At 74.0% G+C, this 13,290-nt stretch carries 16 protein-coding genes; 8 read left to right on the top strand and 8 right to left on the bottom strand.

The window, feature by feature from the left end; translation table 11 throughout:
- Nucleotides 1–19 precede the first annotated feature (19 nt).
- On the top strand, nucleotides 20–1,075 hold the full coding sequence (locus ACZ6S5_RS05535; protein ID WP_465998047.1) for a DUF4192 domain-containing protein: 1,056 nt from the start codon (nucleotides 20–22) through the stop codon (nucleotides 1,073–1,075).
- Nucleotides 1,076–1,116: 41 nt separating this feature from the next.
- Here ACZ6S5_RS05535 and fdhD read toward each other — a convergent pair whose 3' ends face one another.
- Nucleotides 1,117–1,980 carry a formate dehydrogenase accessory sulfurtransferase FdhD gene (gene fdhD, locus ACZ6S5_RS05530; protein WP_465998045.1) on the bottom strand — a complete coding sequence of 288 codons (864 nt, stop codon included), beginning with the start codon at nucleotides 1,978–1,980 and terminating at the stop codon, nucleotides 1,117–1,119.
- A 279-nt stretch (nucleotides 1,981–2,259) separates the two neighbouring features.
- On the opposite strand from fdhD, the gene mobA reads away from it, so the two are divergent.
- From mobA to ACZ6S5_RS05515, 3 genes are all read left to right on the top strand, one after another.
- Nucleotides 2,260–2,859 carry a molybdenum cofactor guanylyltransferase gene (gene mobA, locus ACZ6S5_RS05525; RefSeq protein ID WP_465998043.1) on the top strand — a complete coding sequence of 200 codons (600 nt, stop codon included), beginning with the start codon at nucleotides 2,260–2,262 and terminating at the stop codon, nucleotides 2,857–2,859.
- The gene (locus ACZ6S5_RS05520; RefSeq protein ID WP_465998041.1) at nucleotides 2,856–3,113 is read left to right on the top strand and encodes a DUF6457 domain-containing protein; all 258 of its coding nucleotides are present in this window, start codon (nucleotides 2,856–2,858) and stop codon (nucleotides 3,111–3,113) included. The genes mobA and ACZ6S5_RS05520 overlap by 4 nt, the downstream gene beginning before the upstream one ends.
- Nucleotides 3,114–3,216: 103 nt before the next feature.
- Nucleotides 3,217–4,320: a T3SS (YopN, CesT) and YbjN peptide-binding chaperone 1 gene (locus ACZ6S5_RS05515; RefSeq protein WP_465998039.1), complete on the top strand. Its 1,104-nt coding sequence runs from the start codon at nucleotides 3,217–3,219 to the stop codon at nucleotides 4,318–4,320.
- A gap of 67 nt (nucleotides 4,321–4,387) precedes the next feature.
- Here ACZ6S5_RS05515 and ACZ6S5_RS05510 read toward each other — a convergent pair whose 3' ends face one another.
- Complete coding sequence (locus tag ACZ6S5_RS05510; RefSeq protein WP_465998037.1) at nucleotides 4,388–5,341, bottom strand: zinc-binding dehydrogenase; 954 nt, start codon at nucleotides 5,339–5,341, stop codon at nucleotides 4,388–4,390.
- Nucleotides 5,342–5,414: 73 nt separating this feature from the next.
- Entirely contained in the window at nucleotides 5,415–5,873 is a 459-nt protein-coding gene (locus tag ACZ6S5_RS05505; protein ID WP_302770476.1) for an Lrp/AsnC family transcriptional regulator, read from the bottom strand.
- Between the two features lie 59 nt (nucleotides 5,874–5,932).
- Here ACZ6S5_RS05505 and ddaH point away from each other — a divergent pair, with 59 nt between their 5' ends.
- Nucleotides 5,933–6,766 carry a dimethylargininase gene (gene ddaH / locus ACZ6S5_RS05500; protein ID WP_465998035.1) on the top strand — a complete coding sequence of 278 codons (834 nt, stop codon included), beginning with the start codon at nucleotides 5,933–5,935 and terminating at the stop codon, nucleotides 6,764–6,766.
- A gap of 71 nt (nucleotides 6,767–6,837) precedes the next feature.
- On the opposite strand, the gene ACZ6S5_RS05495 is transcribed toward ddaH, so the two are convergent.
- Both ACZ6S5_RS05495 and ACZ6S5_RS05490 read right to left on the bottom strand, forming a co-directional pair.
- The gene (locus ACZ6S5_RS05495) at nucleotides 6,838–8,058 is read right to left on the bottom strand and encodes an ABC transporter substrate-binding protein (protein WP_465998033.1); all 1,221 of its coding nucleotides are present in this window, start codon (nucleotides 8,056–8,058) and stop codon (nucleotides 6,838–6,840) included.
- 47 nt (nucleotides 8,059–8,105) lie between these two features.
- On the bottom strand, nucleotides 8,106–8,933 hold the full coding sequence (locus ACZ6S5_RS05490; protein ID WP_465998031.1) for an alpha/beta hydrolase family protein: 828 nt from the start codon (nucleotides 8,931–8,933) through the stop codon (nucleotides 8,106–8,108).
- Between the two features lie 111 nt (nucleotides 8,934–9,044).
- On the opposite strand from ACZ6S5_RS05490, the gene ACZ6S5_RS05485 reads away from it, so the two are divergent.
- Nucleotides 9,045–9,635 (top strand): bacterial proteasome activator family protein, encoded by a 591-nt coding sequence (locus ACZ6S5_RS05485; protein ID WP_465998029.1) that lies wholly within the window; start codon nucleotides 9,045–9,047, stop codon nucleotides 9,633–9,635.
- 37 nt (nucleotides 9,636–9,672) lie between these two features.
- Here the strand turns inward: ACZ6S5_RS05485 and ACZ6S5_RS05480 are convergent, their stop codons facing one another.
- The 3 genes from ACZ6S5_RS05480 to ACZ6S5_RS05470 form a co-directional block, all read right to left on the bottom strand.
- On the bottom strand, nucleotides 9,673–10,485 hold the full coding sequence (locus tag ACZ6S5_RS05480) for an HAD family hydrolase (RefSeq protein WP_465998027.1): 813 nt from the start codon (nucleotides 10,483–10,485) through the stop codon (nucleotides 9,673–9,675).
- On the bottom strand, nucleotides 10,485–11,306 hold the full coding sequence (locus tag ACZ6S5_RS05475; protein WP_465998025.1) for an HAD family hydrolase: 822 nt from the start codon (nucleotides 11,304–11,306) through the stop codon (nucleotides 10,485–10,487). The genes ACZ6S5_RS05480 and ACZ6S5_RS05475 overlap by 1 nt, the downstream gene beginning before the upstream one ends.
- A gap of 165 nt (nucleotides 11,307–11,471) precedes the next feature.
- The gene (locus tag ACZ6S5_RS05470) at nucleotides 11,472–12,197 is read right to left on the bottom strand and encodes a hypothetical protein (RefSeq protein WP_465998023.1); all 726 of its coding nucleotides are present in this window, start codon (nucleotides 12,195–12,197) and stop codon (nucleotides 11,472–11,474) included.
- Nucleotides 12,198–12,317: 120 nt separating this feature from the next.
- Between ACZ6S5_RS05470 and ACZ6S5_RS05465 the strand changes: the two genes are divergently transcribed.
- Together ACZ6S5_RS05465 and ACZ6S5_RS05460 are read left to right on the top strand one after the other, a co-directional pair.
- A complete protein-coding gene (locus ACZ6S5_RS05465; RefSeq protein WP_465998021.1) occupies nucleotides 12,318–12,746 on the top strand; it encodes an OsmC family protein in 429 nt (142 codons plus the stop codon).
- Nucleotides 12,747–12,864: 118 nt separating this feature from the next.
- Nucleotides 12,865–13,209, top strand: coding sequence for a metallopeptidase family protein (locus ACZ6S5_RS05460; RefSeq protein WP_465998287.1), 345 nt, complete (start codon nucleotides 12,865–12,867; stop codon nucleotides 13,207–13,209).
- Nucleotides 13,210–13,290: the final 81 nt, after the last annotated feature.

Raw genomic sequence — 13,290 nt, 5'->3', positions numbered from 1 at the left:
GTGACCGCACGCTCTCGGCATGACTCCCACCGACCAGCTCCGGCTCGCCGTCCGCTCGCCCGCCGACCTGATCGCCGCCGTGCCGTACCTGCTCGGCTTCCACCCGGCCGACAGCGTGGTCGTGGTGGCGCTGCGCGGCCGCCGGGTCGTCTTCGCCGCCCGGGGCGACCTGCCCGAGCCGGGGGCCGACCCTCGGCCGGCCGCCGGGCACCTGGCCGAGGTGATCGCCCGGCAGGGCACCGAGTCCGCCACCGTGATCGGCTACGGTCCGGCCGCCCGGGTGACCCCGGCGGTTGACGCGGTCGGCGAGGCGCTGGACCGGGCCGGCCTGCTCGTGCTCGACGCGCTTCGGGTCACCGACGGACGCTGGTGGTCTTACCTCTGCACCGAGCCCGAGTGCTGCCCGTCCGACGGCACCCCGTACGACGCCGGGGCCAGCGAGGTCAGCGCGGCGGCCGTCTTCGCCGGTCAGGTCGCCCTGCCCGACCGGGCTGCGTTGACCGCGCAGGTTTCCGCGTTCGACGGTCCGGTCCGGGTGGCCATGCGCCGGGCCACCGTCCGGGCTCGCGGACGGCTGGCCGGCCTCACCGAGGAAGCGACCGAGACCGCCCTGGTCGGTGGCCGGTCCGTACGCTCCGCCGGGGTGGCTGCCGTCCGCACCGCGTTCCGCCGGCACCGGCGCGACGAGCGGCTGACCGACGACGAGGTGGCCTGGCTGACCGTCCTCCTCACCCAGCTCCCGGTACGCGACCACGCTTGGGAACGGACCGACGGGCGGGACGCCGACATCAGCCTCTGGACCGACGTGCTGCGGCGGGCCGAACCGGAGCTGATCGCCGCCCCCGGCAGCCTGCTCGCCTTCGCCGCCTGGCGGGCCGGTTACGGCGCCCTGGCCGCAGTGGCCCTGGAACGGGTGCTCGCCGCGCGGCCCGACTATTCGCTCGCGCTGCTCCTGGACGACCTGCTCCGCCGCGGAGTGCCCCCGTCCGAGCTGGACGGTTGGCCGGAGGTCGGCTTCCCAGGGGTGGTACGCCGCGCCCGCCCGCGCCGCCGCATCGCCCGCCGGCGCATCTGATGGGCCCGCCACGTGAGCTCCAGCCCGGGGTGGTGGCCGGCTCAGCCGGCGGGTTCGGCGACGCGCTGGGCGCCGGCGTAGACGTTCATGGTCCGGCCGCGCAAGAAGCCGACCAGGGTCATCCCGGCCTCCTCGGCCAGCTCGGCGGCGAGGGTGCTGGGCGCGGAGACCGCCGCGAGCAGCGGCACCCCGGCCATCCACGCCTTCTGGGTCAGCTCGAAACTCGCCCGGCCGGAGACCAGCAGCAGGTGCCCGGCCAGCGGCAGCCGGCGTTCCCGGACCGCCCAGCCGACCACCTTGTCCACCGCGTTGTGCCGGCCGACGTCCTCCCGCAGCACCACCAGCTCGCCGTCCGCGGAGAAGAGCCCCGCCGCGTGCAGGCCGCCCGTCCGGTCGAAGGCGCGTTGCGCGGCGCGCAGCCGGTCCGGCAGCTCGGCGAGCACCTTGGCCGGTACGCGCAGCGGGTCGTCGCGTACCGCGAAGCGCGACCGGGTCCGCACCGAGTCGATACTCGCCTTGCCGCACACCCCGCACGAGCTGGTCGTGTAGAAGTTGCGCGCCGGGTCGGTGATGGGCTCCGGGACACCGGGGGCGAGCACCACGTCCACCACGTTGTAGGTGTTCGGGGTCTCCGCCCCGGCGCAGAGTTGGGCGGTGTGCACGTCGTCGGCCGACCGGATCAGCCCCTCGGTGAGCAGGAACCCGATCGCCAGGTCCAGGTCGTCGCCGGGGGTCCGCATCGTCACCGCGAGCGGCTTCCGCCGGCCGGGGCCGCCCGGGCCGACCCGGATCTCCAGGGGTTCCTCCACCGCCAGGGTGTCCTGCCGTCGTACCCGGTCCCGCCCGCCGGCCGCCGCGTCGAGGTCGATCCGGAGCACGCCGCGCCGGTCAGTCGCCCGTCCCATTCCGCCATCCTGCCCCGCGAGACCCGCCACCCGCACGGCGACGCCCGCCGCGCCCGCGCCGGCCCGTCCACCGCCCCACCCGCGCCGGCCCGTCCACCGCCCGACCCGGGCCGGCCCGCCAGCTGCCCGGCCAGGCGGACGGCTGGTCGTCGAGGCCGGATCGCGGCAGGACGCGATGTCCCCGGACCGGGAGACACCGAGTTGCCGCGACACGCCCTCGCCGCAGCGAGGAGTCGGTGGGCGGCAAGGCGCGTCGAGGCGGGGGCTACCGTGGCCAACGTGACGGCGTACGCGGCGGTGGTGCTCTCTGGGGGCGCGGCCCGCCGGATGGGCGGGGTGGACAAGCCGGCACGCCCGGTCGGTGGTCGCCCGATGCTGCACCGGGTGCTCGCGGCGGTCGCCGACGCCGAGCCGCGGCTCGTGGTCGGCCCGGCCGGTCCCGTCCCCGACGGCGTACGGGTGACCCGGGAGGACCCGCCCGGCGGTGGTCCGGTCGCCGCCACGGCCGCCGGTCTGGCCCTGCTCGACCCCGGTACGCCCACCGTCGCCCTGCTCGCCGCCGACCTGCCCCTGCTGACTCCGGCGGCGGTGGCCGACCTGCGACGGGGGCTCGACGGGTCGACGGCCGACGGCGTCTGCTATGTCGACGACGGCGGGCGCCGGCAGCAGCTCTGCGGAGTGTGGCGAGTGGCCGCGCTGCGGGCCGCGGTCGAGCGGCTCGCCGCCGAGCGGGGCGGCACGGTCGACGGGGCCCCGGTACGCGGCCTGCTGGCCGGCATGGTCGTCCGGGAGGTGTCCTGGTCCGGCTCCGGGCCGCCGCCCTGGTTCGACTGCGACACTGACGAGGACGTACGCCGGGCCGAGGAGTGGACGCGATGACGGTGATGGACGACTGGGTCACGGCGGCCTGCGCCGAGCTGGGGCTGGATCCGGCCGAGGTGTCGGTGCCGGTCGTGCTCGACCTGGCCAAGGACGTGGCCCACCAGGTGCTGCGCCCGGGCGCCCCGGTCACGGCGTACCTCCTCGGGGTGGCCGTGGGTCGGGGCGCGGACCCGGCCGCGACGGCCGCCCGGCTCAGCGAGCTGGCCGGGTCCTGGCCGGTCGAACTGGACGGCACGGCGCCCACGGAGTAGGCCGCTCCGCCGGGTCTCCGACCCGGTGTCCGATGTCGGTCCCCGGCGTGATTCGACCCCCACCGTCCGTGGGTAGGGTGGCCCGTGACGGACGGAGGCGATCATGACGGCAGACCACCCCTCGTCGGCCGGTGAGCCCGCCGGCGGCGGCGCGCCGGAGCAGTACGAGCCGATCCTGCTGGACGAGCCCACCACGGCCGATCTTCGGGCCAAGGTGACGGAGGCCTGGCGGGAGTTCGCCCGCGCGCTGGCCGACCGGCTGCGCGCCCTGCCCACCGGGGCGCATCTGGAGTTGACGCTCGACCCGACCGCCTCCGGCACGGGAGACGCGGTCTACTCGATCAGCGTGGACGTCGGCGACGAGGGCCGGCTGTCGGCGCGGGCGGTCGGCAACGCCACCCTGCCCCAGGGGTACCGGCTCGACCGGGCCGCCGTGGCGGACATGATCGCGCTCGGTTGGTCCCCACCGGGGGTGGTCGAGGGTTCGGGCGAGCAGTTCGGCCTGGACTGCGCGGTCGACGAGGCCACCCGGCTGGCGGCGGTGCTGTCCCGGACGCTGCGCGACGTCTACGGGGCCCCGCATCCCGCCTTCCTGGTCTATCTGGTGCACGACGCCGAAGGTGAGGCGCTGCCGGTGGAGCCGCTCGGCACGGCCCGCAGCGAGTTCGGTCCGGACCGGGACGTGGAGGCCGACCTCGACGAGGCGCTGGCCGCGGCGGCCACCGCGCAGGCCGCCGAGAACGACGTGCTCGCGCTCGAGGACCGGGTGCGTACCGTCGTCTCGACCATGCTCAAGTCGAAGTCCGACCAGTTGCAGGTCGACTCCGACGGCGACATCAACATCCGCGCCGGCTCGGCGATGGTCTTCGTCCGGGTACGCGACAACCCGCCCCTGGTCGACGTCTTCTCCCCGGTGCTCACCGAGGTCGAGCCGACCGAACGCCTCTACGTGAAGCTGTCCGAGCTGACCAACCGGATGCCGATCGGCCGCCTCTACTGCGCGGACGACACGGTCTGGGCCTCCATCCCGGTCTTCGGCCGCAACTTCCAGGCCACTCACCTGATGCTCGCGGTGCAGGTGATGACCGGCCTCGCCGACGAGTTGGACGACCGGCTGCACGGGGAGTTCGGCGGCAAGCGGTTCTTCGGCGAGGGCGACAAACCCGCCCGCAGCCAGTCCGAACACCGCACCGGCATGTACCTCTGACCCCCCCACCCGCCTGGCGAGAGCTTCCGTGCATGAGCGCGGATCTTGACGCGGGTGCGGGTGCGGGTCAGAGGTCGAGGAGGGTTTTGCCGACGGTGGCGCGGGACTGCATGGCGGCGTGTGCGTCGGCGGCCCGTTCCAGCGGGAAACGTTGCCCGATCAGCGGGCGGAGCCGCCCGGCCGCGCCCTCCGCCAGCGCCTGCCGGGTGAGGGCGCGCAGTTCCTCCGGCGGGGCGCTCGGGCGCAGCAGGGTCACTCCACGCTCGGCGGCCACCTCCTCGGGCAGGTCCGCCCAGGCGCCGCCGGCAAGCCCGAAGCTGAGCATCCGGCCACCTCGGTCGAGCAGGTCGAACGCGGCGCGGGCGAGTGACCCGCCCACCCCGTCAAAGACCACGTCGAGCTCGCCGGTGGCGGCGCGTACCCGGTCGGGCCAGTCCGGCTCCCGGTAGTCGACCACCACGTCGAGGCCGCGTTCCCGCAGCAGGGCCACCTTGCGGGGACCGCCGGCGGCGGCGGCGACGCGGGCGCCGGCCGCCGTGGCGAGCTGGGTCAGCAGGCTGCCCACCCCGCCGGCCGCCGCCTCGACCAGCACCCGTTCGCCGGCCCGCAGCCCGGCCGCCCGCACCAGCATCAGGGCGGTACGGCCGTCGGCCAGCAGCGCGACCGCCTCGTCCAGCGGCAGCCCGTCCGGCACCGGCAGGGGCGTGTCCGCGGCAACCACCACGCGTTCGGCGTACCCGCCGGTGCCGCCGGTGGCGGTGACCACCCGCCGGCCGACCAGCCCCGGGTCGACGTCCGGGCCGACTCCGATGATGGTGCCGCCCACGCCGTTCCCGGGGATCACCGGCAGCTCCCGGCCGTACGGCCCGAACCCGGTCGCCCGGAACATGGTCTCGACGAAGGTCAGGTTGGCGTGCGCCACCTCGATCAGCACCTGCCCCGGACCGGGCACCGGGTCCGGGGCAGGCCCCGGGACGAGCACCTCCGGACCGCCGAACTCGCGTAGCCACACCGCCCGCACGTCGCACCCCCCCCGTCCGGGACCGCACCCCGCGCTCCCGGCGTTCAGTGAACGACCTGAAGCGAGGTTGAGGTCAAGGGGCGGACGGGCCGACGCCGGGGGATTCGACGAGCCGGGACAGGACGATGGTGCTCCGGGACGAGGTGACGAAGGATTCGGCCCGGAGCCGCTCCAGCGCCTCCTCCAGGTGGGCGATGTCGGCGGCCCGCAGGTGGACCAGCGCGTCCGCCTCCCCGGAGACGGTGTACGCGCCGACCACCTCCGGGTGCCGGCGCGCGGCCGCCCCGATCTGCGCCGGGGTGGTCCGGCCGGCGCAGAACAGCTCCACGAACGCCTCGGTGGTCCAGCCGACGGCGGCCGGGTCGACCACTGCGGTGAAGCCGCGGATGACCCCGGCGGATCGGAGTCGGTCGACCCGACGCTTGACCGCCGGGGCGGAGAGTGACACCCGGGTGCCGATGTCCGCGTACGAGGCGCGGGCATCTGCCACGAGCAACGCAATGATTCGCTGGTCGACCGCGTCTATCTGCAACGTTCCGCCTCTGGGAAGCAATGGTTGTGGCTGTTACCAAAGTTGTACCGTACCTACTCTTGGTGACCGTGAACCAGCAGCGAGTCCCGCGAAAGCGGACATATCTCATGTGCTCGCCCGAGCACTTCGCGGTCGAGTACGCGATCAACCCGTGGATGGACGTCACCGCGCCGGTCGACGCGGAGCTGGCGGTCAAGCAGTGGGACCGCCTGCGGGAGACGCTCGTCGGCCTCGGCCATGAGGTGCACCTGCTCACCCCCGAGCGCGGGCTGCCGGACATGGTCTTCGCGGCCAACGGCGCCTTCGTGGTGGACGGCACGGTCTACGGCGCCCAGTTCAAGCACGAGCAGCGGGCCGCCGAGGCCGCGGCGCACCGGGCGTTCTACGAGGAGCACGGCTGGCGGTTCATCGCGCCGAGCGAGACCAACGAGGGCGAGGGCGACTTCGCCTACCTCCCGGACGCGCACGGCGGGCTGATCCTCGCCGGCCACGGCTTCCGGACCGAGCTGGCGGCGCACGCCGAGGCGCAGGAGGCGCTCAACCGGCCGGTGGTCTCGCTGCGCCTGGTCGACCCGCGCTTCTACCACCTGGACGTGGCGCTCGCCTCGATCGACGACGAGAACGTCGTCTACTACCCGGGTGCCTTCTCCGCGGCCAGCCAGAAGGTCCTGGCCCAGCTCTTCCCGGACGCGGTGCTCGCCGACGACGAGGACGCGCTGGCGTTCGGCCTGAACCTGGTCAGCGACGGCCTGAACGTGGTGCTGAACAGCGAGGCGACCCGGCTGGCCGGCAAGCTCAAGGCGGCGGGTTACACCCCGGTCCCGGTCGAGCTGGCCGAGCTGAAGAAGGGCGGCGGCAGCGTGAAGTGCTGCATCGCCGAGCTGCGCCGCTGACGCGCTCCCGCACGGACACGGAACGGGCGGCCTCCCCGCGGGGAGACCGCCCGTTCGGCGTACGGGAGGGCTCAGCCGAGCGTGGCCAGCTCGTTGACGACGACGTTCGACAGCAGTCGACCGTCGAGCATGACCCGGCGCAGGTACCACTTCTGCTGCGGCGTACGCGGCTGGTTGAACTGCCAGGCACCGCGCGGGCTGTCGATCTGGCCGATCTTGCCGAGCGCCAGGTTGACCGCCTGCGGGGTCGGGTCCGCCCCGACCAGGCGGATCGCCTTGTCGAGCACCTGAGCGGCGTCGTACGAGGCCATCGCGTAGGTGGTCGGGGAGGCGCCGTACGTCTTCCGGTAGGCCGAGGCGAACACCCGGTTCGCCGTGCTGTTCAGGTCGGGCGAGTAGTTCAGGGCGGTCTCGATGCCCTGGTTGAGGATGCGCGCCCGCTGCTCGCCGTTCTCCCCGTCGTCGAGCTGGCTCAGCACGGTGCCCTCGGTGAGGAAGCCGGGGGCGTAGAGCTTGCCCTGGTAGCCCTGGTCGTAGAGCTGCTTGATGAACTGCACCGCCGCGGTGCCGGAGTAGTTGCAGAAGACCGCGTCGGGCCGCTTGGCGAGCGCCTTGCCGATCGCCCCGCTGAACGCCGCCTTGCCGGGGTTGGGGTCGTCGCTGGTCCACACCGGGTCCCCGATGAGCCGGTGCCCGTCCTGCTCGTAGCCGCGCCGGAAGCCGTCGATCACGTCCCGGCTGCCCTGGCCCTGCGAGGCGAAGATCGCGATGTTCCCGGAGACGCCCATCTGCCGCAGGTACGCGCCGAGCGCCTCGCCGGGCTCGTCGAGCACGTACGAGGTGCGCCAGATGTAGACGACGCTCTGCAGGCTGGTCGGTGACGCGTTGGACCCGATCAGCGGCACCCGGGCCTGCTCGACGGTGTCCCGGATGCCGGACATCACGGCGGAGCTGACCACGCCGGTGAGCGCGAGGACACCCTCCTTGACCAGCCGGTCCACGGCGGCCTGGCCGCTCTTGGCGCCGTCGCCCTCCTCGGCTGGGACCACGGTCGCCGGGTGGCCGCCGAGCTGCTGGTTGTTGAGGGTCAGGAAGAGCTGGAAGCCGTTGGTGATCTCGTCACCGATGGCCTTGTTCGAACCGGCGCTCGGGACGATCAGCCCGATCTTCACCGGGCTCCCGGGGCTGGTCGTGCTGTCGGAGTCGGTGTCGGAGCCGCAGCCCGCCGCCAGCCCGCTGGTACCCAGTGCGGCCAGCAGTTGAAGTGCCCGCCTGCGGTTCATCTGCGACACCGATTCCTTCCCGTAAGGGCTGCCAGGGTGCACGCCCCTTCGGCGTTCTACCTGCTCCGCGACGCTGCGTCAATGGTCGGAAGATCATCGTGCAGGGACCGCAACGCAGCCACCACCTCCGGCCAGGCCGCCGAGTCCGGTGCGATCAGCCCGAAATGCTCGCATTCCGGCAGCTCAAGCAGCGTGACCGGGGTGCCTGCCGCCCGGGCGGCGGCCACCCATGAGCGGCTGATCCCGATCGGGACCTGCTGGTCCAGCAGGCCATGCATGACTACTGTGCGTGCTCGAATCGGCACCAATGCCGATGGATCAGCCGCCGCGTACCGGTCGGGGAACTCCGCCGGGCCGCCGCCGAGCAGCGCGGCCACCGCGCCGCCGTCCAGGTCCAGCCGGTACGCCTCGGCCAGGTCGGCGACCGGGGCCAGGGCGAGCACGCCGCCGACCGCGGCCGGGTCGTGCGCGGCCGCGTACAGGGCCAGGTGGCCGCCCGCCGAGTGGCCGACCAGGATCGCCGGTCCGGGGGCCACCCGGCCGGGCAGCACGGCGGCCGCCAGCGCGGGCAGCGCGGTCACCCCGGCGAGCACGTCGGTGAGCGTCTTCGGCCAGCCGCCGTCGGCCTGCCCGGTGCGCCGGTACTCGAGCTGGGCTACCGGATGGCCCAGCGCGGCGAGCGCGGCGGCCATCGGGCCGATGTGGGCGCGGTCGTACTCGGCCCGCCAGAAGCCGCCGTGCACCACGACCACCAGCGGCCGCGGCGGACCGTCGCCGGCCGGCCGGCGCAGATCGGCAAGCTGGTCCGGGTGGTCGCCGTAGGCGACCGTGGCGTCCGGCGGCGGGGACGGCTGGGTGAGTACGGCGCGCGGGTCGGCGGGCATGCCGGCGACGGTAGCGTGCCCGCCCGCCGGGTCGGGCCGGGTGGTCCGGCCGGGTGGTTCCGAGGCGTCGCGGCGGTCCCGCCGCGTGCGGGTGGCGGGGGCTGAGTAAAGATGGGTGCCATGACCGAAGCGCGTTCCGCGGGACAGAACGACGAGCAGGACCAGGACGGCATCCCCGGCACGGTGGTGGTGGTCGGGCCGGACGGTCGGCCGGTCGGCACGATGCAGACCGACGAGGGGCAGGGCGAGGATCCGACCCGACTGGTCGAGCAGCCGGCCAAGGTGATGCGGATCGGCAGCATGATCAAGCAGCTGCTGGAGGAGGTCAAGGCGGCCCCTCTCGACGACGCCAGCCGGCACCGGATGCGGGAGATCCACGAGCGCTCCATCGTCGAGCTGAAGGAGGGCCTCGCCCCCGAGCTGCGTGAGGAACTGGAGCGGATCTCGCTGCCCTTCACCGAGGACAAGGCGCCCAGCGAGAGCGAGCTGCGGATCGCCCACGCCCAGCTGGTCGGCTGGCTGGAGGGGCTGTTCCACGGCATCCAGGCCGCGCTGGTCGCCCAGCAGATGGCCGCCCGCGTGCAGCTCGAGCAGATGCGCTCGGGCCGGGCGGCGCTGCCCAGCGGCCCGGGCGGGATGGTCCCGGGCATGCCGGGCATGCCGCCGACCAACGAGGGGCACGCCCCCGGCCAGTACCTCTGATCCGGCGGCCCGGGGCGCACACTCCGCGCCCCGGCCGTCAGGCCACCCCGAAAACCTGCTCCAGGTACGCGGCCACGCCGTCCTCCTGGTTCGCCCCGGTCACCTCGTCGGCGATCTCCAGCACCGCCGGGTGCCCGTTGGCGACGGCCACCGCCCGGCCGGCCCAGGTCAGCATCGGCACGTCGTTCGGCATGTCCCCGAAGGCCAGCACGTCCCGCTCGTCGATCCCGAGCCGGGCGGCGTACCAGGCCAGGCCCGCCGCCTTGGTCACCCCGGCGGCGGAGATCTCCACCAGCCCGCTGTACGAGGAGTGGGTGGCCTCGGCCAGCCCCTCCAGCGCGGCGGCGACCACCCGGACGAACGCGTCCGCATCCTGCTCACCCGCCCGGGCCAGCAGCTTCACCGCGGGCACGGCGAGCAGCTCCTCCGGGGACTCGATCGCCCGGATCGCGTCGAGATCGGCGTCCCAGCGCAGCGGGTAGTGCGACTCGTGCCGCATCTGCCGGCTGTCCACGATCTCCACCGCGAAGCTCACCCCGGGCACCTCGGCCCGCAGCCGCCGAGCCACCTCGGCCAGCAGTTCCGGTGCGAGCGGGTCGGCCCGCAGCACCTCGTCGGCGACCGGGTCGTACACCACGGCGCCGTTCGCGCAGATCGCCGGCAGTGGCTCGGCGAGCTGCTCGTACACGAGCGGGAGCCAGCGGATCGGACGGCCGGTGACCAGCACGACCGGCGTGCCCGCCGCGGTGATCCGGGCCAGCATCCCGGCGGTACGCGGGCTCAGCGTCCGGTCGTCCCGCAGGAGGGTGCCGTCGATGTCGGTGGCGATCAGGCGAGGTGGATCTCCCATCACCGGGAGAGTAGCCGGTCCAGGTAGACCGCGACGCCGTCGTCGTCGTTGCGCAGGGTGATCTCGTCGGCCGCCGCCCGCACCTCCGGGTGGGCGTTGGCCACCGCCACCCGCGCCCAGCCGGCCCAGCCGAACATCGGCAGGTCGTTGGGCTGGTCGCCGAAGACCAGCACCTCCGCCGGGTCGACCCCGAGCCGCTCGGCGACCACCGCGAGACCGGTCGACTTGTCCACCCCGGGCGGGCAGATCTCGATGAAGCCGAGGCCGGCCTGGGTGAGCGTGGCCAGCTCCGGCGGGACGATCGTGCGGGCCACCGCCAGCAACTCGTCCACGTGGTGGTCGGCGGTCCGGGCGAACGCCTTGATCACGTCGCAGGAGAGGCACTCCTCGCGACTGCGCGCCTCGAACCGGTCCTGGTACGGCCAGCTCGCGTGGTAGTCGCCCCACAGCGGCGCGTCGTGCTCGTCCGACGCCTCCACCATCACCGTCAGCGGGCCGACCTCGGCCTCCAGATCGGCGAGGAGCCGGGCCAGCACCTGGCCGGAGAGGCGCTCGTCCCGCAGCACCAGCGGCCCCTCCGGGTCGCTCTGGTCGACCACCCGCCCGCCGCCGGCCATCACCAGGAAGTCGGCGGCGCGGATGTCGTTGCGGGTCAGTTCGGTCAGGCGCGGCCCGCGGCCGGTCGCGCCGACCACCGGAATCCCGGCGGCCCGCACCCGGTCGAGCACCTCGTGGGTGTACGCGGAGACGGTGTCGTCGCTGCGGACGAGTGTGCCGTCCAGGTCGGTGGCGATCAGCTTGGGCAGTCCCGGGCGGGTCATGGTTCCTCCTTCGCCCGCCGCCGTCGCGCCGGCCGCCCTGGTCCTCGGTGCCTGGGCCTACGAACGGCGGGCAGCAACCGTATCTCGCGGAACCGTCCGCAACCATGGCTTTTCGGCGAATCGGACACCAATCCGTGGCGACCGCCGGGTGTCCGTCCGCGCAGGTCAGCGCGGCTGATCGGGCCGGGCGAACGGCACCGTGGGCGCCACCGTCAGGTCGGCCGGCGCGGGCGGCAGCTCGTCCTCCCCGGAGCGGCGCCGGGCCGGCATCGGGCGTCCGCTCTCCGCCGCCACGGGCTCGCCGTCCGATTCCGGTCCCGGGTCGACCGGCCGGCCGGAGAGGTAGAGCGCGGCGGCGAGCAGCACCATGGCCACGAAGGCGCTGACCAGGCCGCGCCCGTAGTCGACCCGGAATCCCTCCTCGGATGAGTAGAAGAGGGTGCGCTGGCCGGAGTCGTCCAGTGAGAAGGCGGCGGCGGTCAGCAGCGCCAGCACCGCCGCGGCGAGACCGAGGCCGGCCACCCGGGCGTTCTGCCGGACGGCGGCGGTGCCCCGCAGCGCCAGCGCCACCGCGACGGCCAGGCCGAGCAGGCCCACCAGGTAGCCGACCCCGAAGCCGTCGACGTCCGCGACCCCGCCGGGCACCCGGACGGGGGTGTTGCCCTCCGGGCCGCCGTTCGGCACCGTCATCACCAGCCACTCGCCGGCCAGGGAGGCGATCGTGGCCACCGCGCCGAGCCCGACCAGCACCGGCGGCACGCGGTGGTCCCGGGCCAGGCCGGCGAGGGAGCGGCCGGGCCGGCCGGTCGGAATCGGGTCGGCGTCGCCCCACTCCACGACGCTGGTGCCGTCGGGCCGGTCCTGCCTGGGGATGGGGAGATCCTGGGACATCGGCCACCCTTCCGCGTTCGCGGGCCTGCGTCGAATCATGACACATCCGGCAGCCGGTGACAGGTACCGCAAGTGCGTCGGGCCGGTGCGGTGCCGGCCGCTTTCGGATAGCGTCGTGCCATGCCTATCCGTACCGCTTCCGCACGTTGGCAGGGCAACCTCACCGAGGGCGCCGGCACGGTCCGCACCGGCAAGGGCGGTCTCACCGGCAACTACTCCTTCAAGTCCCGCTTCGAGGAGGGTGAGGGCACCAACCCCGAGGAGCTGATCGGCGCCGCGCACGCGAGCTGCTTCTCGATGGCCCTCTCCAAGCAGCTCGCCGACGCGGGCGCCACCGACACCTCGGTCGAGACCACGGCCAAGGTGCACTTCGACAAGACCGACGCGGGCATGACCGTGACCCGGATCGACCTGGAGACCGTCGGCCAGGTCCCGGGCATGGACGAGGCCCAGTTCACCAAGCTGGCCGAGGCGGCCAAGGAGAACTGCCCGATCTCGCGGCTGCTCTCCCCCGGCGCGCAGATCACCCTCGACGCCCGCCTCGCCTGACCTCGGCCCGCGCGATGCGTGGCCGCACTTTCACGGAAAGAGTGCCCATCGGGCTGCCGATGGCCACTCTTTCCGTGAATTTCTGCCGACCCGGAAGGGGTGAGCGGGCGGCGTGGCCGTGGAGATGAGCCGAGAGCGGTTCGAGGAGCTGGTCGGTGAGGCCCTCGACGAGGTGCCCGAGGAGCTGCTCGGGCTGATGAGCAACGTGGTCATCCTGGTCGAGGACGACCCGCCCCCCGGCGAGGACCTGCTCGGCCTCTACGAGGGGCACGCGCTCACCGAACGCGGTTGGGACTACTCCGGCGTCCTGCCGGACCGCATCCTCATCTACCGCCGCCCGATCCTGCGCATCTGCGACACCGAGGACGACGTCGTGGACGAGGTCGCGGTGACCGTGGTGCACGAGATCGCCCACCACTTCGGCATCGACGACGAGCGGCTGCACACCCTCGGTTGGGCCTGACCGGCTCCACGCCGCGCCCCGCTCGGCCGATCCCCCGCCTTGCGCGGTTCCCCTAACCTGCGGGCAGGCACACCCCGATGC

Source organism: Micromonospora sp. NPDC051924 (assembly GCF_055586005.1).
The sequence above is the reverse complement of the archived record's forward strand: the minus strand, read 5'-3'. Positions and strand labels throughout refer to the sequence as shown.